The sequence below is a fragment of the Streptomyces albus subsp. chlorinus genome (genome assembly GCF_013302895.1).
GTDB lineage: Bacteria > Actinomycetota > Actinomycetes > Streptomycetales > Streptomycetaceae > Streptomyces > Streptomyces chlorinus.
Genome location: NZ_VJOK01000001.1, coordinates 6,261,587 through 6,280,398 on the forward strand (window position 1 = coordinate 6,261,587; position 18,812 = coordinate 6,280,398).

Below are 18,812 nucleotides of genomic sequence, written 5' to 3' on the forward strand. Positions count from 1 at the left end.
GACAGGCCGACGGCAGTGTACGCAGCCCCCCTCCGCCGGACCACCGACTTCCCCTCCCCGCCGCCCCGCCGGGGGCGGGGCGGGACTCAGGGCGGCTCCTCCTCGGGCGCGTCCGGCCCCGCCGTACCGGAGCCGGGCGCGTCCTTCTTCGTGCCGTCCCCTGGCCGGCCGCCGGACGGCGGCGCGCCCGGCGGAGGCCGCTGGTCGAACTCCACGGTGACGGACTGGAAGCTCTTGAACGTCTCCGTGGTGGCGTAGGAGGCGTACGCCTTCCGGTCCGCCCAGGTCAGCCACACCCTGTCGGTGAACGGCGTCAGCAGGCTGCGCGGCCACAGCCGGTGCGCGCGTACCACGCTCACCTCGGCCGCCAGGACGAAGATGAGAGCGCCCAGATAGATCCAGCCGAGCAGCCCCAGCACGATGCCGAACATGCCGTAGGTGGCGCTCGCGCCCCGCAGCACCTTGGTGGCGTAGTACCCGCCGCCCCACTGCAGCGCCTGCCACGCGCAGGCCGCCGCCACCGACTCGGCCCACAGGTGGCGCAGGGCCACCTGGTGGTGGGTGAGGAAGGAGTAGGTGGCCAGCAGCAGCCCGGCGTTGACGGCGACGGCCACCAGGGTGATCGCGGCCCGGATCCCGGCCCCCAGGTCGGCGCCGAAGGTCTGCGACTCGGAGGCGGCGAGCGAGAGCAGCAGCGTCACCGTGAGGCCGCCCGCCACCGTCATCAGGAAGAGCATGCCCTTCAGCCGCGACCGGAACGGATCATGGCGCATGCGCCGGGGGACGGCCCACAGTTTGTTGAGGCTGTACTGCGCGGCCTGCGCCACCCCCAGACTGCCGTACAGGCTGCCGACCACACCGATGGCCAGGGCGATCCCGTTGCTGCGGAACGGGTGGATGCGCCCCCTGATCTGGTCCCCGAGCACCGGGAACTCGCTGAGTACCGAGTTCAGCAGCCGCCGCTGGAGGTCCGGGTTGTCCTCCAGGAAGGCACCGAGCCCCGAGACGAACAGCAGCAGCATCGGGAAGATCGACAAGAAGGTGTAGTACGTCAGCAGGGCCACCAGGTAGAGCGCCTGGTCGTCGAAGACCTTGTAGGCGACGGCGAGGGGGAGCCCGGCCCAGGGGTGCCGCTTCTGGAAGGCGTCGAGGCGCAGCCCGGCGCCCGCGCCTTTGCCCCCGCCGTCACCGGTGCCCGTGCCCATGCCCTTCGCGCCGCCTCCCTGGCCGTCCGCGCGGCACCTGCCGCCCTCGTCCCCCGTATCCGTACGCGTACCCGCACCGGAAGGGACACCTCTGTGACAGCCAATCGCAGCGCCCCGCGCTCCGCACGCGCAGGACGCCATCCGGTGACGCGCGCCCCGGGGGCGAGGGCGGGCCCGGCAGGGGGCGGCGGGCGGTACGCGGACGAACGGGCGGAGCGGCACCGCCGCTCCGCCCGTTCCCTGACCGCGCGCTGTCCCGTGCGTGCCCTTCCGGCACGCTCGCTCGCACGCGTTCCTGTTCCGCGCTCAGGCGCGTGTCATGTCCGAGTTGCCACTCCTGTCACGTCACGCCTTCCGTTTGCCCATGGTCGCCAGCCCCATGACGGCAAGGCCGCACAGCGTCGCCACACCGCCCGCGATCACGTTGTTGACGACGATCGACGTCGTGTCCGGCGCTCCGTTGATCACCCACTGCGAGATGATCACCCAGACTCCGAGCAGCGGCGCCGTCCAGCCGAGCAGGTGCGTCCGCTCGTACGCGGACCCGAACCCGAGCGCCAGCACCGCGAACGCCAGACCGACGACGAGGTTGCTCACCGCCAGGGTGGACGTCGTGTTGAACCCGACGACCCACGGAGAGATGGCGATGTAGAGGCCCGTGAGAAAGCTCAGCCCTTCCACGAGCTGGGCCATCGGAGTCGTTCCGGCCTTCTCGTACCGGGCGCGCATCTCCACGATGTCCGGGTGGTGCTCGATGCTTCTGCCGGTGGTAGGCACTGCCATGGTGGTCTTCCTCCCTTCCCGAGAGCGCCTGCGGAGGGCGATCCGAACTCGCCCGCCGCCTACCCGGGTGAACAGTGAGAGGGAAGAATTCACCCGGAGTGGTGTGATTTACGTCACATTTCTCATTGATGGGGGGGCAAAGCCCTGGAAGTCCGGCCTCCCCCGCTTCGCCGTATGAGGCGCCGAGTGCGGTGGCGTGGGGCGGTGAACAGTGTTCTGTGGGCCTCCGCCGGCCCGTGGCGGACCGGCCCGGCCTACGGTTTGATGCCCAGCCCCGCCCAGACGCCGGCCTCCGCCGGGGTGACCATGCCGGGCAGCTGCGGCACGTCGTCGGTGTCCAGGTCGAGGCGCCAGTCGCAGGTGGCGGCCAGGCCGGGCTCGACGAGGTCCACGCCGTCGAAGAACCGCAGCACCTCCTTGTGGCCGCGCAGGCGCACATGCATATTGGCCTGCCGGTACCGCTCGGCGATCTGTCGCATGCCCTCCGGGTCGAAGTCCTCGGTGGCGTGCGAGAGGGCGAGCGCGCTGCCGGAGGGCAGCGCGTCCAGCAGGTGCCGCACAATGCCCAGCGGGTCGTCCTCGTCGGCGATGAAATGGAAGAGGGCGATGACGGTCAGACCGATCGGCCGGCTGAAGTCGAGGGTCTCGCGGGCTCGCTCCAGGATGACCTCCGGCCGGCGCACATCCGCCTCGACGTAGTCGGTCGCCCCCTGCGGGGTGCTCGTCATCAGCGCGCGGGCGTGGGCGAGCACGATCGGGTCGTTGTCCGAGTAGACGACCCGGGCGGTGGGCTCCTCCTCCTGGGCGACCTGGTGGAGGTTGGGAGCGGTGGGGATGCCGGTACCGATGTCGAGGAACTGCCGGATGCCGGCCTCGCGCGCCAGATAGCGGACGGCACGGTGCATGAAGGCCCGGTTCTGGCGCGCCGCGATCATGGCGTTGGGGAACACCTTGAGGCCCTCGACCGCGACATGGCGGTCCGGCCCGTAGTTCGTCTTGCCGCCGAGGTAGAAGTCGTACAGCCGCGCGGTGTGCGGCCGCGTTCCCACTCCCGCCGGAACCTGCTGGCTCATACGCGCACACTCCTGGTGAGACCTGAACCTCCGCTGGGGACAACCACTTTGACGCACGCGGCGGCCGGCCGCCAGATCATCGCCCGCGCACCCGGTGGGACCGTCGCGGCACACGGCTGTCGCCGGGCTGTGACACGAACCGGTCCCCGTGGCGCGGCAAGTGCGTTACCGTGCTGCAAGACGTGTCAGAGCCGGAAAACGGGGAGGGTTCCTTATGGGAATGAACGGTGCCGACATCGAGCGACTCCGGGAGCTTGGAGGCAAGTTCGACGGTGACGCGGGGCAGCTCGAGAGCCTGATCAGCAGCCTGCAGAGCGCCTGCAACGACACCCACGGGTACTGGAAGGGCGGCAAGGCCGACAGGTTCCGCTCCGAGTGGGAGAGCCTGAAGCCGACCTTCGACAAGTTCGTGCAGACGCTGCGCGACGCCGGTCAGGCCTGCAAGACCAACGCGGACAACGTCAACGCGGCCACGAACTGACCCACCACCGGGGCTACCCGGCAACGGCAGGCCGCAGCCATCCGGCTGCGGCCCGCCGTTCGTCGTGCCCGCGCGGCGCCGGCCCCGCGTGCGGGGCCGGCCGGGCCGGTCACTCGTCCGTCACCGCCTGCACGGGCATCATCGACCCGTTGAGCACCAGCAGCCCGCGTCCCGCCACACCGGAGGGCGACGTGCGCGGGAGGCGGATGTTGAACAGCTCGCCCTCGTTGTTCCCCTGCAGCGCCAGCAGCAGGCCACTGCGCGCCCGGCGGGCCTCCTTGACGAAGCCGCGGTACTGCGACGTCAGGGAGTCGGTCGTGCCGGCCGCCACCAGCCCGTGGCCGCCGTCCACCCCGCTGCGCACCACGCCTTCCAGCACGGAGTCCAGCGGGGTGTCGTACACCAGCTCGGCGTCGTCCACGACCACCGCGTACCGCCCGCCCGCGGCCTGCTCCAGCAGCTCCTGGAGCCGCGCGGCGTCCGCCGTCTCCTGGATACCGCCCAGCACCCCCGGTTCCGCCTCCAGGTCGCGCAGCGGTGACCGCTTGGGCGTGACGACGACAAGCGGCACACCCGCGCGCAGCAGCGACCGCGCCGCCGCGCACACCGAGGTGGAGCGGCCCGACTTGGGCGGGCCGGCGATGACGAAGCCGGGGCCGTGCTGCGCCAGGTCCGCGCCGACCGGGGCGAGTTCGTCCCCGCCCACGCCCACCAGCGTCCACAGCGGGGACGGCGGGACGAACTCCGGGTCCAGGGCGAGCGCTTCGCGGCTGGTGGCGCGGACCGGCAGCGCGTCCACCCGCATCGGGCGCAGCGGGCGGGCGGGACGGCCGTGCGCCGCGGCGGACCGCTCCGCGATACGGCGGATGGCGGCCACCTGCGCCTGGCCGGAGGGGTCGGCGTCCAGCAGGGCGATCTGGCTCTCCAGCACCCCGTCGTCGCTCGGCCGCAGGGCGCGGCCGGGCGGAAGGTGGGAGGGCACCTCGCGGGCGGTCATACCGGCTGTGGTGTAGTCGTTGGGGTCGGCCAGCCGCAGGACGAGCCGGTCGCCGAAGGACGAGGAGACGGTGCCCGACAGGCCCCCGCGCCCGGCCGTCATCACCACCCGCAGACCGACGGAGGGCCCCTCCCGGAACAGCTGCGTCATGGCGTCGATGAGCTTGCCGTAGTCGTACGACTCGAAGGTGGCGGTGTAGCTCTCCCAGCCGTCCAGCAGCAGCACCATCCACGGCAGCCGCTCCTCGGGGGAGGCGGCCGAGGCCCGCTGCTCGGCGACGTGGGAGGCGCCCGCCCGCGCCAGGAGCTGCTGACGGCGCGAGATCTCCGCCTGGAGCCTGGCCAGCAGCCGGGTGAGCCGGTCGGTCTGGTCCCGGGTGACGACGGCCCCGCAGTGGGGGAGCACGGACAGCGGCACCAGCGCGTTCGAGCCGCAGTCCACGCCGTAGAGGTGGACGTCACCGGGGGAGGCGATGTCGGCGAGGGAGGCGGCGATGGTGCGCAGGGCCGTCGAGCGGCCCGAGCGGGGCCCGCCGACGAGCAGCAGATGGTCGCCGTCCACCAGATCGAGGGTCAGCGGCTCGCGTGCCTGGCGGGCCGGTACGTCGGTGACGCCGAACACGGCCGGCGGCACGTCGTCCGGGCGCACGGAGGCGGGACGCGGCAGGCCGGCGACCGTCACCAGGTCCGACAGCGGCTCCAGCCACGGCCGGTAGGGCGCGGGCAGCTTCAGGGCGGAGGCGCACTCGTCCACGGCCTCGACCAGCAGCGCCAGATCGGTCAGCGGGTCGTCGTCCTCGTGCCCCGGCGGCTTGGGGCGTTCGGGCGCGGGGCGGCCCAGGTCCGCCCACTCCACCGGCACGGCCCACGGCCGCGGGACGTCGGCCGTGGACGACTGCGGCCGCCGTCCCCCGACGCGCCCCGACTGGAACGGCAGCAGCGACGAGGCGCCCAGCCGCACCAGGGCGCGCCCCGGGGTGCTCTTGGCGATGTAGGCCGAGTCCGGCGCGTCGATCACGTCCTGGCTCTCGGCGTTGTCGGTCACCCGCAGCGCGATCCGCAGGTTGGTGTTGGCACGGATCTCCGGCGAGACCACACCACTGGGCCGCTGCGTGGCCAGGATCAGATGGACGCCCAGGGAGCGGCCCCGCTGGGCGATGTTGACCAGGCCGGTGACGAAGTCCGGCAACTCCCGGGCCATGGAGGCGAACTCGTCGACGACGATCAGCAGCCGGGGCAGCGGCGCCAGCGACGGGTCGCGGCGGGTGGCCAGCTCGTAGGCTTCGATGTCCTTGGCGCCGACCGGCTCCAGGATCCGCTCGCGGCGGCGGACCTCGGCGTCGAGCGAGACCAGCGCCCGCTTCACCAGGTGGGCGTCGAGGTCGGTCACCATGCCGACGGTGTGCGGCAACTGCTCGCAGCCCTTGAAGGCGGCGCCGCCCTTGTAGTCGATCAGCACGAAGTTCATCGCGTCCGGCCTGTTGGCCACCGCGAGGGAGGCCACCAGCGTCTGCAGCAGCTCCGACTTGCCGGACCCGGTGGTGCCCGCGACCAGCCCGTGCGGTCCGTCCCGCACCAGGTCGAGGGTGAACGGGCCGTCGAAGGAGACGCCGACCACCGCGGACGTCGAACGGCCCCCCGTGGCCCAGCGCGCCGCGACCTGGTCGGCGGACGGCGGCTCCATCCCCAGCAGGTCCAGCAGCCGGCAGGAGTCCGGCAGGGCGCCCGACTCCTTCTCGCTCACGTCGCGGACCGGCGCCATGGCCCGGGCCACCGTCTCGCACCAGGCGGCCGGCACGCAGTCGGGGCGCACCGACTGCACCGGGACCTCGCCGAACTGCGAGACCTGCAACAGCCCGAAGTGGTCCTCCTCCACCAGCGCCCGGCACTCCTCGGGCAGCAGCCCCCGGTCGGCGTCCAGGCAGATCAGCTGGATGCCGAAGCGCGGCCCCTCGCGCAGCAGTTGCGTGAGGCCGGGCAGGGCGCGCAGCCTGCGCGAACCGTCGAGGACGACGAGCACGCAGGGCCCACGCCACACACTGTCCTCGCCCTGCTGCCGCTCACCGGCCGCCTCCTGGCGCGCGCCCAGCAGCGCCAGCAGCTCGCTGATGCGGCGGGCCACGCTCTCGGTGTCGGTGCCCAGCAGCGCCACCGCGCTCTGCCCCTCCCGGCCACGGGCGTGCGGCAGCCACCGCACCCACTCCCAGCTGTCGCGGCCCGAGGGGTCGGTCAGCACGCAGACGGAGAGGTCAGCGGGACTGTGCAGCACGGCCGCCTGCGCCAGCAGCCAGCGCCCGATCGCGCGGGGCAGCTCGCCGCGGCCGGCGACGCCGAGGATGCCGTGCCGCCGCATGGGGACCGGGACCGGTACGTCGGAGAGCATGCGCGGCTCGGAGCGGCGGTGTTCCTGCTGGTTGGGGTCGCTCACCTCGACCTCGGAGGGCAGCGCCCCGGTGCCGACCCGCAGCACACCGAAGTCCTCGTCCTCCAGCCGCCGCTCCCACAGGCGCTGGCCCGGCCCGCCCGCCACGAGGTGCAGCTCCGCCGGATCGGGGCAGGCCAGCCGGCGCGCGGCCGTCTCCTCGGCCATCGCCTTGCGCGCCTGGTACTCGATCGAGACCTTGTGCTGCTCGTACTCGCGGCGTTTGCGGCGGTGCGACTTGCGGCCGTACCGGCGGTCGTAGAGGTGGTTGGCGACGAGCGTGACGGGGGTGAGCACCGCCATGATCAGGTAGAGGGCGCTGCCCAGCAGCATCACCAGGGCGACGGCGGCCAGCATCGGGGCCAGCGCCACGGCCCACGGCATCGGCCGGTTCTCCGACGGCTTGGGCCTGGGCGGCAGCTGGAACTGGGTCTTGCGCGCCGACGGTTTGATCCGCGGGGGCCGGTTGTAGTCCAGCCCGGTGCCGTCCTGGGAGGGCTTGAGCGCGGCATCGGGGAAGGAGGGCTCGCGCAGCTCGAACAGCGAGTGCCCGGCGGCGACCACGCTGCGGCGCCGCCACGCGGTGGGGCCCTCCACCGGCCGGCCGTCCATGGTGACGCCGCTGCCGAAGGACGGGCCGACGGTCACGGTGCCGTCCACCGCCACGTCGATCTCGTACGCGGAGCTGGGCAGACTGCTGTCGGCCGGCCGCACCCACGCCTCCGGCCCGCTGCCGACCACGGCCACGCCCGGGCCCAGCCGGTACACGCGCCCGGCGTCGGGCCCGCCCACGACCCGTACCTCCACGGTGCCCTGCGCCTCGGGCACGGGACAGGCGCCGGGCGCCCCCACCGAGACCGTCGCCCCGTCCCGTACGGGCGAGTCGGCCACCGGCACCTCGGGATCGAGCGGGTAGCCGCCCACGTGCAGGGACGTGGACGGGCTGCCCAGCCGGCGTGCGATCTCCTCCGCGACGGTGCCGACGGCAGCGTCCGGTTCCGTGTCCACGAGCAGGTCGGCCCGTCGCCCGCCGACGGCGTCGACGGCGGTAAGCCGCAGTTCCATATGAGCTCCCCCGGGTCGGCCGGTGTCCGTTCCGCGTCGTGTCCGCGTTCCAGACTCGTCGGCCACTGCACTGATGCGCTCCGCGCCGCGTAGCAATCATGCAACAGGACACTGACGGAACGGCAGTTCGTCCTAGGATCGCATCGTCCCGCTTACGGGCGACGGCTGCGGACCGAGGGGGGAACGTGGGAGCGATGAGACCGGGAGAGACGCCCCAGCAGGCGCAGGCGAGGGCCCAGCGGCTGCGGCAGCACGCCGCGCGGGCCCGCGGGCTGGCCGGCTCGCTGGGCTCCGCACTGGACACGGGGGTGTCCAAGGCGACCGCCGACGGCGTGTGGTACGGCCCCTACGCGGAGCGCGTCACCGGGCAGCTGCGCGAGAAGCAGCGTGCCCTGGAGGGGCTGGCGAACGGGCTGAGGGCCACCGCCACGAGCTGGGACCAGCAGGCCGAGCAACTCGAGACAGAGGCCGCCGCGGCACCCGCGGGAGGCAACTGATGGGCGGCTTCCAGGGGTTCGATCCGGCACGGGTACGGGACCTGGCGGGACATCTGGAGTCGGTGGCCGGCTCCGTGGTGCCGATGCACAGCCAGCTGTCGCAGCTCCTCCAGGACGCGGCGGCCGATGTGGCGCCGCAGCAGGTGACCACCAATCCTCAGCTCCAGCCGGTGGTCGACCGGCCGGGGGTGCCGATGGCCACGGGCGCGATCCCGATCTCCAGGGTGTACGGCATCCCGACGGGCTACCTTCCCGGGCCCAGGACGCAGGCCGAGGCGCTCGCCGGCGGGCCGCTGCCCGGCTCCGTCGATCCGTTCCTGCGGCAGACGGCGACCGACATCCGCTCCCGCTGCGACCGCCTGGAACAGGTCCGCAAGGCGGCTCCGCCCTCCGTCGAGCTGGACGCCGGCGCCCTGTTCGCCACCGAACCGGTCGACCTCAACGGTGTGCCCAAGCCGACCGACGGCCCGGAGAAGACCGCCGCGTGGTGGGCCGGTCTGACGCCCGCGCAGCGCGAGCAGTACCTGTACCTGAAACCGGAGGCGCTGGAGACCCTCAAGGGGCTCCCCGCCGACGTGCTGCGACAGGCCACCCGGCTCGCCTACTTCAAGGTGGTGCCCTACAAGATCGCCAGCCATGAGAGCGGAGGCTCCACCAAGTTCACGCTCGGCATCGTGGAACTCGGAGACGGCTTCGCCTTCCGCACCGAGCAGATCAGCGACGGCTCCTACCGCGTCACCCTGATCAACAACGGCCAGGCGGGACTGAAGGCCGACGGGGCACCGGTGAGCGCCGCCTTCAAATACGAGTTCGGGGACACCTGGGTGTTCCCGAACAAGGCCGAGGCGGAAAAGCTGCAAGCGGACCTCAAAGAGCTGCTGATGTGGCGCACGCAGCTGTCCCACGGTATGTCCGACGGCGCCCGGATCTACGCCGCGCGGCAGTACGGGAAGCTCATGGAGCGGCTGCCCGATCCCCAACTGAAGGTCAAGACGGCCGGCGGCGAGGCGAGCGGGGCGATCGGGGTCGGGAGCGTCACCCCGGGGATCAAGTTCGGCGCCAACTTCTCCACCATCACCAGCACGATCGACCCCCGGCGGCCCTCCGTCACCCAGAGCAGGGACTTCACGGTGGAGCCCTCGCTCACCAGGGGCAACGTGGTCAAGGCCGACTTCGGCACCGTCGTGGGCGGCACGATCCAGGTGGTCCGCGACAAGAACAACCCGGACCCCAACACCAACATCACCACCGTCCGGCTCATCCAGACGGTGGAGGGCAAGCTCGGCGGCACGTTCGGCGGCGAACTCGGGGGCAAGCAGGTGGGCGTCTCCGGCTCGTACCGGGAAGGGCGCAGCCACACCCACGTGGTGACGGTGAACGTGCCCATCGGCGCGGACCCGGCGGAACAGGCCGCCGCCCGCAAGTGGCTGAACGCGCCGGCACCCGCGGCCCTGGCCAGTCCCGTCGTCCCGGACAGGCCACCCGCTCCGGATGCGGACCTCATCTCCCGGCTGGCGCACGACCGCGGGCAGGTCAGCGCCGTGTCCTACCGGGGGAAGGCGTCCGAGCTGAAGCTGGGCGGGAAGTTCACCGTCGAGGGCATCCCCTTCGGCTTCGAGGCCACGGCGGCGGAGAAGGGCGACCATGTGGTCGGTCAGCAGTACCTGGGCGCGCCGGATCCGAAGACCGGCAGGCGCGCTTTCGTCCCCCTCGGCTGACACCGGCCCCGCCGGCGGCGGGCGGACCGCCACAGGAACCCGCCCGCCGCGCTCGCCTGCCCGCCCCTCTCCCGGCCGCCCCGCCGTAGCAGTCGTGCAACAGAACGCCTGAGCTGCGAAGAAGCCGACTAGGATCGGAAGGGGCCCCGGTCGTCCGGGGCCGGCGGGAACATGAATCGGGGGATCATGGGAGCGATGAAACCGGGGGAGACGCCGGAGCAGGCGAAGGCCCGTGCCCAGCGGCTGCGCGATCACGCGGCGCAGGCCCGCAGCCTGGCGGGCTCGCTGGGAACGGCACTGGACTCCACGGTGGCCAAGGCGACGGCCGAGGGCGTGTGGTCCGGCCCGTACGCCGAACGCGTCACGGGAGCGCTGCGCGGCTACAAGGGCTCGCTCGAAGGTATGGCCCAGGGCTTGCAGACCAGTGCCCGCACCTGGGAGAGCGAGGCCGATCTGCTGGACCAGGAGGCCGCCGCGGCGGCCCGGAGCGGAGGGAAGTGATGGGGCAGTTCCGCGGGCTCGACCCCGCACGGGTGCGGGAACTGGCGGGCCAGCTGGACTCGGCGGCCGGCGCGATGGTGCCGCTGCACCGGCGGCTGGCGCAGCTCCTCCAGGCGGCCGCCGGCGACATGAACCCGAAGCCGGTGAGCAGCAGTCCCGAACTGGAGCCGGTGGTACGGGAGGCCGTCCCGGCCGGCGTACCGTTGCCCCTGCCGACGGTCACCTCCTCGCCCAGCGAACTGGCCGCGCTGTTCCCGTGGGCGGCCGGCGGGCTGGCCAAGGGGCCGATGCCCGCCTCCCTGGATCCGAACCTGCGCCAGGCGGCGGCCGACATGCGGACCCGGTGCGACCGGCTGGAGCAGATCGTCAAGGCCACCCCCCTCTCGGCGCTGCTCGACGGGGCCGCGCAGCTCGACACCCTTGTGGACCTGAACGCCGTGCCGCAGCCGAACGCCGCGGAGGCCGACGTCAGGAAGTGGTGGGACGGCCTCACCCCGGCCCAGCGCGACCAGTACCTCTACCTGAAGCCCGACGTGCTCCAGACCCTCCGGGGGCTGCCGCAGGACGTGGTGGACCAGGCCAAGCAGCTGGCCTACTTCAAGGTGGTGCCGTACAAGACCTCCGGCGAGGAGACCAAGGGCAGCGTCAAACTGACCCTCGGCTTCTTCGAGATCGGCGAGGGCTTCGCCTTCCGCACCGAGCAGATGAGCGACGGCACCTACCGCGTCACGATGATCAACAACGCGCAGGCCGGGGTGAAGCTGAAGGAGGGCGACGACGACACGAAGCTGACCCTCAGCGGCCAGGTCAAGCTGGAGGTCGGCGACACCTGGGTGTTCAAGGACAAGGCGGCGGCCGACCGGCTCCAGCAGGACATCCACCAGGCCTTCCTGCTGCGGCAGCAGGAGATGGCGCCCGATATGAACCCCATGGGCGTGGCCACCATGGAGCTGGACAAGATCCTCGACCGGATCGGCGAGCCGGCGATCAAGATGGGGAAGCTGGGCACGGAAGCCCAGTTCGAGCTGGGCCTGGGCTCCTTCACCAACGGCGTCAAGTTCAACAGCGACGTCTCCACCATCACCAGCACCGTGGACCCCAAGCGCCCGACGGTGACGACCAGCTACGACTTCACGGTCGAGAACACAGGAGCCCTCGCCCAGGGGAAGGGCAAGTTCGAGGGCACCGCCGTCACCGCCGGATCCGTGCAGGTCACCCGGGACAAGAACAACCCGGACCCGAACACCAACATCGTCTCCATCAACGTGATCCAGTCGGTGGAGGACAAGCTGGGACTGGCCTTCGACGAGGACGCCAAGGTCGTGTCCGGGTCGTACAAGAAGGGTGGGACGAGCACGCACGTCGTCAGCCTCAACGTGCCGATCGGTGCCTCCGCCCAGGAGCAGGCAGCCGCCCGGCAGTGGCTGGCGAGACCGACCGGCCTGGCCGGGCCGGGCGGCGCCGCGCTCACCACCCCGATGATCCCGACCGGCGCGCCGCCGCCGGACGCGGACGCCTTCACCAGGCTGGCCCACAGCCGTGGACGGGTCACCGACGTCCAGTACGCGGGCACCACCACCGACCTCAAGCTGGGCGCCACCCTCAAACTGGAGGGCATCACCTTCGGCTTCGAGGCCGCGGGCGGCAACAAGGAGGAACACGTCACCGGGCAGCGGTATCTGGGCGCGCCCGATCCGCAGACGGGCGAGCGCCGCTTCGTACCCCTGCCGTGACGGCAGGCCGCACGGCGGTTCCGTGACGGGTGACCGGTGGCCGAACAGCGGCCCCGGCGAGGGTGCTGCGTCCTAGAATCCGAGGAGTTCCGGCAGGACCGGCACGACGCGAAGGGAGAACGGGGGAGCATGGGCGACCACGGGGACGACGGCAAGCAGTTGGTGGGCAACCCGCTGCACGCGGACCTGGTGCGGCTGCGGCAGAGCGTGGCCTCCCAGCAGAACCACCTCGCCACCCAACTCGACCGCGCCGCCCAGGACATGGGCGGGGGAGGAGTGTGGGAGGGGCCGGTCGCCACGGCGTTCGCGTCCGAGGTCGAGGGACGCAAGGGCGAGGTGCACCGGCTGGCCACCGAGATCGTGGAGGCGGTGGACGCGGTGCTCAAGAAGACTCCGGAGCAGGTGCCGCTCAGCCGGGCGCAGGCCTACCGCCGGGCGCAGTGACGCACCGGCGGTGACGGACGGGTTCCGAGCAGGTCGTACGAGGGGGAGACGACGATGAGTACTCCACCGGCAGGCGGGCCGGGGCCGGGCACCTTCAGCGGTATCGATCCCGGGCGGCTCAAGGGCATGATCGATTCCTTGGCGGGCGCCGCGCACGTCCTCACGAGTGCGAACGGCTGGAACGGGGAGTTCTCCCGGCTCGGCGTGGACACGGGCGGGCTCACCCGCCTGGTGGGCGTCGGGAAGTGGGTCGAACAGCAGCTCCCCTCCCTCAAACGCCGCTTCGACCTGGCACTGGCCATCGAGCGCAACGGCTCGCAACCCGGCCACAAGCTGGTCCAGGTGCCGGACAACTTCCTGTCCCTCCAGGAGGCACAGCGCATCGGACAGCAGCTGGCCGACCAGCTCAACAAGGTCGACCACACCAATGAGGCGGGGGCGACGGAGATCCACCGCATCGCCGGTGAGCTCGCCCGCTACAAGGACGACCCCGAGCTGCTGGCCGCCTTCTTCGCACGCCTGGGGCCCAACAGGCTGACGACGCTGCCGCTGTTCATGCAGCAGTCGGGAAGCGGCACCGCCAAGGAGGACCTCCAGACCTTCAGCCGGGCCCTGGGCACGGCCACCAGCGCGCAGTACCTGGCCACACCCGGTTTCGAGCAGGTCGAACAGACCATGCTCAGGCACTCCGAGAACCCGGGGGACAACTGGGGCAGGCTCGCGCTGATGCAGTACGGGAACTTTCCCACCGAGTTCCTCAAGACCGCCGCGAAGAACCTCGCGCTGGACCAGTTCGCCAAGGACCCCAAGAGCGGCACGGACTGGCGCGGCGGCATGTCCACGGCCCCCGCCTACGGACTGTCCGAGGACAACCTCGCTCTCGCGCTCAACCTGCTGGGCAAGGACCCCGTGGCGGCACGGGACGTCCTCGGCGGGATGAACGCGGGCGACTACCGCAAGACGTTCGACGTGTTCCTCGGCTACGCCAAGAGCTACGGATCGGGTGACGACGTCGCCGCCGGGCTGGGCCGGGCCATCGAGGCGGGATCGGGCGTCGGCTTCGAACAGCCCGGTCAGCACAGCGCGCCGTCGGCCCAGTTCGCCCTGCTGGCCATGACGTACATGGGCGGCAAGGGCAAGGACGTCCCCTGGTCGATGAAGGGCTCCATGGCGAACCTGGGAGCCTCCTACCTCCACGAGCTGACGACCGGCGCGCGGGACGACGACGCGCCCTACCGCCAGTCCGGCATGAACAAGCCGCCCAACTGGACCGACATCCCCGGCGTCACCCCGTCCTTCTACCTGAGCCCGCAGGACACCGACAGGTTCATGACGACCTTCGCCGGCAGCCAGCCCGCCACGGACGCGTTCGACACCGCCGCGGGCCTCTTCCGGGAGCAGGTCATCCGGGCCGCCGCCAAGACGGACGCCGACGCGGTGCGGGCCGGGAAGGCGGACCCGCAGCAGATGTCCCGGGCCGCCTCGGTGTTCGGCAAACTGGCCGGGGCCGAGTACCGGGCGGAGGTCGCCGCCGGGAAGGACATGGACGCGCAGTCGAAGGCGTGGCGCACCGGCCTCAAGGACGTGGTCACCTTCGGACTGGGCGAGATGACCCTCACCAACCAGCTGCTCAACTACGGCTGGAAGCTGACCAAGCAGTTCCCCATCGGCAAGAACCTCGGCAAGTGGGCGGAGGGGGACGGCTCGCAGGAGCAGCAGGCGATCCAGGCGTTCCAGAGCTACGACCGCATGCAGCGGTTCCGGATGACGCAGTACCTCTACGAGTCCGGCTACCCCGTGCAGCCGCCGCCCCCGAAGGAGGTCCTCAACGCGGACGGCAGCGTCAAGTCGTTCGAGCAGCTCCAGCAGGAGGCGGTCCGGGAAGCGGGCGGCAGGGACCCCAACGCGGTCTTCCAGCAGAAGCTCAAGGCCCTGACCGACTGGGCGGACTCCACCGCCGGCCAGGACGGCGACCGGTTCGACAACAAGATCGACGACGCCGCGGAGCGGGGCCGCATCACCGGCGCCGTCACCGCGCCCGAGGCCCCGGCCAACTAGCCTGCCGGAGCCCGCGACTCGCCACGGTCGCAGACCGCCTCGGCGGACGCCAGCCCCACGCTGCCGTCGGCGGTCTGCACCAGCGAGGTGACCACATAGCACGAGCCGGGCTTCACCGGAGGCGAGGAGAAGACGACGCTCGGCTCGTCGGCGTTGGTGTTCTTCACCTTCACCGTCTCCCCGTCGGGGGACTGCGCCGTGATCGCGTAGCCGTAGACCGGCTGCGGCTTCTTCGGCGCGTCCCAGACGACCTGCACCTGCTGCCCGACGCGGGTCACCTTCACCTCCTGCGCCTGGAAGTCGGGCACCTGGCCCTTGGGCAGCGGGTGCGCCGACCTGGGGGTCTTCTGCGCGGGGCGGTCCTTGGCGGCGGGCTCCTCCTCGTTCGCCGCGCGCACCAGGAACAGCGCCACCCCCGCACCGGCCACCAGCAGCAGCGCGCCGCACGCGGCGAGCACCCGGTTGCGGGTGCGGCGGCGGCGCGCGAGCGCCTCGGCCGAGTCCGGGTCGTCGTCCACCTCCGGCGGCGGCTCGGTCAGCGCGTCGTCGGCCGGGTTCCAGCCCGGTAGCGGCGTCGCGGGTTCGGCCTCCGGCTGCAGATCCGGAACCCGCGCGGCACAGGAGAGCGGCAGCAGCGACCGCAGGACGCCGTGCACCTCCGTCAGCGGCGGCCGCCCCTCCGCGTGGGGGGCCGTCATCCGGTACAGCAGCGCGTACAGCGGCTCGGGAACGTCACCGCGCGACGGTCTCGGCAGCCCGCCGGTCAGGGCCGCCTCGTACACGGCGGACCGGCCTTCCCGCGCCGGCCCCGCGTGCGGGGACTCGCCCGCCAGCAGCGCGTACAGCGTCGCACCCAGCGCGTACACGTCGGCGGCCGGACCGGGGGCCTCCCAGCCGAACATCTCCCGCGCCGCGTAGGCCGGATCGAAGACGGCACCCACCGACGGGACGGCGCGCTGGAGCACCCGCCCGAGAGCGTGCCCGGCCAGCAGTGCCTCGCCCCGCGCGTCGTACAGGACGTTCGCGGGGCGCACATCCAGGTGCAGGACCCCCCGGCGGTGCGAGGAGTGCAGCGCGAGAGCCAGCCGCACGCCGACGACCAGCACGTCCTCGACGGGGAGCGGGCCGGAGGCGTCCAGCCTGTCCTGGGCCGAGCCCCCCGGGCAGAACTCCTCCACCACATACGGCTGCCCCGCGGCGGTGAACCCGGCGTCCATGACCGTGACGGCACACGGATGCCGGGCCGCGGCACCGGCCGCCAGCAGCTCGGAGTGCGCGGCCAGGCGGCGCGCGGCGTCGTCCACGGTCTGCGCCAGCACCCTGACGGACACCTCCCGGCCGCCAGCCGCCTGGCGGCACAGCACGACCGTGCCGCGACCGTCCGCGGCCACGACCCGCTGGGCACCGTAGCCGTCGGGCAGCGCGGGGACGGGTGCGGTGGGCGGGGCCGCCGGAGGCGCGGGTACGGGGGGCGGGGCCGCAGAGGGCGCGGGATCCGCACCCGCCGTCTTGGCGGCGTCCGCCGCTCCGGCGGGGCCCCAGCTCGGAGTGGCGTTCAAAGGAGTGCTCCTGATCGGCTGTGACGTATCACCGTGCGGGGACGCAGCGTGCGTCTGATCCGTTCGCGCCGCGGCACCGTGCGCGTGACGATCTCCTCGACGGCGTCGCAGTGCCGCCAGGCGGCGTCGGCCGCCGCCTCGTCCGGCACCCGGCCCCCGTAGCCCACCTCGTTCACCAGCCGGGCCAGCGCGGGCAGTTGCTCACTGCCCCGGCCTCCGATCCGCTCGATACCGAAGGCCGCCACCTCCGTGGCCGTGTGCGCCGCCGTGGCGGGCAGCCCGACCTCGGTCAGCCGGTCGACGATCTGCTGCCACGCGCCCAGCACCCGCTGCCCCGGATCCCGGGCCCCGCGGCGCCGGCGCCGGGTGCGGCAGGGGGCCCACAGCGCGTAACCGCAGTAAGCCACCACCAGCACCGCCACCCCCAGCGGCGGGTACGCCCACACCGGCAGTCCGCCGTCGGACGCCGTCCCCTGCCCCTCGCGGCCCTCGGCGTCGTTCCGCTGCCGCGGCGGCACCGACGGACGAGGCTTCTGCGCTATGTCACGGTCGGCCTTCTCGCGCTCCTTGGGCTGCCCGGCAGGCGGTACGGACGAGCCGTCCTTCGACTCCTGGCCCGGTGTCGGATAGAACGGCACCCATCCGATGCCCTTGAACCGCACCTCCGGCCAGGCCAGCGCGTCCTGACCGGTCACCTGGACGGGACCCGCCCTGTGGGCGCCGTCCGCGCGGAACCCGACCGCCACCCTGGTGGGCAGCCCCAGCGTGCGTGCCATCACGGCGAACGCGGCGGCGAACTGCTCGGAGGTGCCGTGCTTGCCCGTCGTCAGGAAGAACTCCAGGTTCCGGTAGGCGTGCCCCGGCACCGACTTGGGGTCGAACCGGTAGTGCTCGCGCAGATAGGCGGCCAGCTTGTACGCCTGCTGGTAGGGGTAGCTGCTGCCCGCCGTGGCGGTGGCCGCCACCTTCGAGAACGTCTCCACCGCCTTGACCGGCTTGCCCGCCGCGTCGGTACGGGGCAGTGAGGTGTAGGCCGTTCCGTCCGGCACGGCCGCGTACTGGAGGCGCTTGGCCTCGTACACCGGCGCCTGGGAGACAGCGGTGTACGACAGCCCGCGGTTGGTCCGGGTGCCGGTGGCGCCGCCCTTGCCGAGGGCCAGGACGCCGCTGGCGGGGTCGACGGCGAGCTGCCGCCCGTCCTCGGCGCCGCCCCCGCCCTTCTTCCCGGTGACCTCCACCGACGTGGGCCGGTCGGCGGCGGGCAGCCAGATGCCCGGCAGGTTCTGCAGGGTGACGTGCTGCTCCACCCTCTTGTGCCGGCCCGGGTCCGCGCCGCGCTGCGGGGGGACGCGGCCACCGGAACGGGCCAGTTCGGCGCTGGAGGTCCACTTCACCCCGTCGTAGCGGTCCAGCACCGCCAGCCGCCAGTTCTGCGCCGCGCTCGTCCGCGCGGTGAACAGCCGCGTCTGCGGGTGCTGGAGCCAGGCGGCCACCTGGTCGAGCGGACTGGTCGACTGCGGGTGCACCGTCGGCGGACGCACATCCTGCCGCGGGTCGTACGGCTCGCTCGTGGACAGCCCCGGCAGCCGCGGCCCCAGCAGCGTGGCGGCCAGCGCGAGCACCGCGACGAGCGGCAGGCCGGTGCTCAGCATCCGCACCGCGCCACGCGCCGGCGCCCGCGACCGCAGCAGCACCAGCAGCGCCGCGCACGCCACCAGCCCTGCCGCGGGCGGGAGGTTGGAGCCGGGCCCGTCCACGCCCAGCACCAGCGGGAAACCGAGCGCCAGCACCGGCGGCACCGCGGGCAGCAGGGGTGCGCGGGTCCGCAGCGCCAGCTCCGTGGCCGCCAGCGAGGCCAGCCACACCACCGCGTGCGGCAGCACCAGGAAGTCCGGGCCGGTGGGCGCGGGCAGGATCGTGGTGAGGACCGCGTGCGGCGAGTCCAGCAGTGCCGACCACACCTCGGCGACGGCCGGGCCCGTGGGCAGCCCGCCCGCCGCGTCACGGAAGAGCGTCGCGCACACCGTCACCAGCCACAGCACCGCACCGAGCACCAGCGACGGCCACAGCGGTGGCCGCCGCCCCTGGCGGCCCTGGCCCAGGAACAGCCCGGTCGCCAGCGCCATCGGGACCAGCACGGCGACCGCCAGCACGGGCGTCAACGACCCGGCGGGGAAGACCCGGTGGAAGCCCAGCCCGGCAGCGGCCAGCGCTCCGGCGAGCGGCAGCAGCGACCACAGGCGCCGCCCCGGCGCCAGCCGGTGCCGTGCGGGCGGT

General features: G+C 72.8%; 13 protein-coding genes. 7 read left to right on the forward strand and 6 right to left on the reverse strand.

Going from position 1 to position 18,812, the window contains the following annotated elements:
* Positions 1–86: 86 nt before the first annotated feature.
* The 3 genes from FM076_RS27165 to FM076_RS27175 form a co-directional block, all read right to left on the reverse strand.
* Positions 87–1,205 (reverse strand): YihY/virulence factor BrkB family protein, encoded by a 1,119-nt coding sequence (locus FM076_RS27165; protein WP_173873515.1) that lies wholly within the window; start codon positions 1,203–1,205, stop codon positions 87–89.
* A gap of 345 nt (positions 1,206–1,550) precedes the next feature.
* Entirely contained in the window at positions 1,551–1,988 is a 438-nt protein-coding gene (locus tag FM076_RS27170; RefSeq protein WP_173873516.1) for an SPW repeat protein, read from the reverse strand.
* A 254-nt stretch (positions 1,989–2,242) separates the two neighbouring features.
* Complete coding sequence (locus tag FM076_RS27175; protein ID WP_173873517.1) at positions 2,243–3,061, reverse strand: SAM-dependent methyltransferase; 819 nt, start codon at positions 3,059–3,061, stop codon at positions 2,243–2,245.
* A gap of 214 nt (positions 3,062–3,275) precedes the next feature.
* Between FM076_RS27175 and FM076_RS27180 the strand changes: the two genes are divergently transcribed.
* Positions 3,276–3,542 carry a WXG100 family type VII secretion target gene (locus FM076_RS27180; RefSeq protein WP_173873518.1) on the forward strand — a complete coding sequence of 89 codons (267 nt, stop codon included), beginning with the start codon at positions 3,276–3,278 and terminating at the stop codon, positions 3,540–3,542.
* 109 nt (positions 3,543–3,651) lie between these two features.
* Here the strand turns inward: FM076_RS27180 and FM076_RS27185 are convergent, their stop codons facing one another.
* Positions 3,652–8,025 (reverse strand): FtsK/SpoIIIE domain-containing protein, encoded by a 4,374-nt coding sequence (locus FM076_RS27185; protein WP_173873519.1) that lies wholly within the window; start codon positions 8,023–8,025, stop codon positions 3,652–3,654.
* A gap of 194 nt (positions 8,026–8,219) precedes the next feature.
* On the opposite strand from FM076_RS27185, the gene FM076_RS27190 reads away from it, so the two are divergent.
* From FM076_RS27190 to FM076_RS27215, 6 genes are all read left to right on the forward strand, one after another.
* Positions 8,220–8,522: a hypothetical protein gene (locus tag FM076_RS27190; protein ID WP_055498233.1), complete on the forward strand. Its 303-nt coding sequence runs from the start codon at positions 8,220–8,222 to the stop codon at positions 8,520–8,522.
* Complete coding sequence (locus FM076_RS27195) at positions 8,522–10,240, forward strand: hypothetical protein (RefSeq protein ID WP_173873520.1); 1,719 nt, start codon at positions 8,522–8,524, stop codon at positions 10,238–10,240. Before FM076_RS27190 ends, FM076_RS27195 begins: the two co-directional genes overlap by 1 nt.
* A gap of 195 nt (positions 10,241–10,435) precedes the next feature.
* Positions 10,436–10,741: a hypothetical protein gene (locus FM076_RS27200; protein WP_173873521.1), complete on the forward strand. Its 306-nt coding sequence runs from the start codon at positions 10,436–10,438 to the stop codon at positions 10,739–10,741.
* Complete coding sequence (locus FM076_RS27205; RefSeq protein WP_173873522.1) at positions 10,741–12,474, forward strand: hypothetical protein; 1,734 nt, start codon at positions 10,741–10,743, stop codon at positions 12,472–12,474. The genes FM076_RS27200 and FM076_RS27205 overlap by 1 nt, the downstream gene beginning before the upstream one ends.
* A 129-nt stretch (positions 12,475–12,603) precedes the next feature.
* Complete coding sequence (locus tag FM076_RS27210; RefSeq protein ID WP_173873523.1) at positions 12,604–12,918, forward strand: hypothetical protein; 315 nt, start codon at positions 12,604–12,606, stop codon at positions 12,916–12,918.
* Between the two features lie 54 nt (positions 12,919–12,972).
* Positions 12,973–14,976: a hypothetical protein gene (locus FM076_RS27215; RefSeq protein WP_173873524.1), complete on the forward strand. Its 2,004-nt coding sequence runs from the start codon at positions 12,973–12,975 to the stop codon at positions 14,974–14,976.
* Here the strand turns inward: FM076_RS27215 and FM076_RS27220 are convergent.
* Positions 14,973–16,535, reverse strand: a complete 1,563-nt coding sequence (locus FM076_RS27220) for a serine/threonine-protein kinase (protein WP_173873525.1) — start codon at positions 16,533–16,535, stop codon at positions 14,973–14,975. The two genes, FM076_RS27215 and FM076_RS27220, sit on opposite strands and share 4 nt — an antisense overlap.
* On the reverse strand, positions 16,532–18,812 hold a 2,281-nt coding region (locus tag FM076_RS27225; protein WP_173873526.1), incomplete at its 5' end, for a DUF3488 and transglutaminase-like domain-containing protein. The genes FM076_RS27220 and FM076_RS27225, both read right to left, overlap by 4 nt.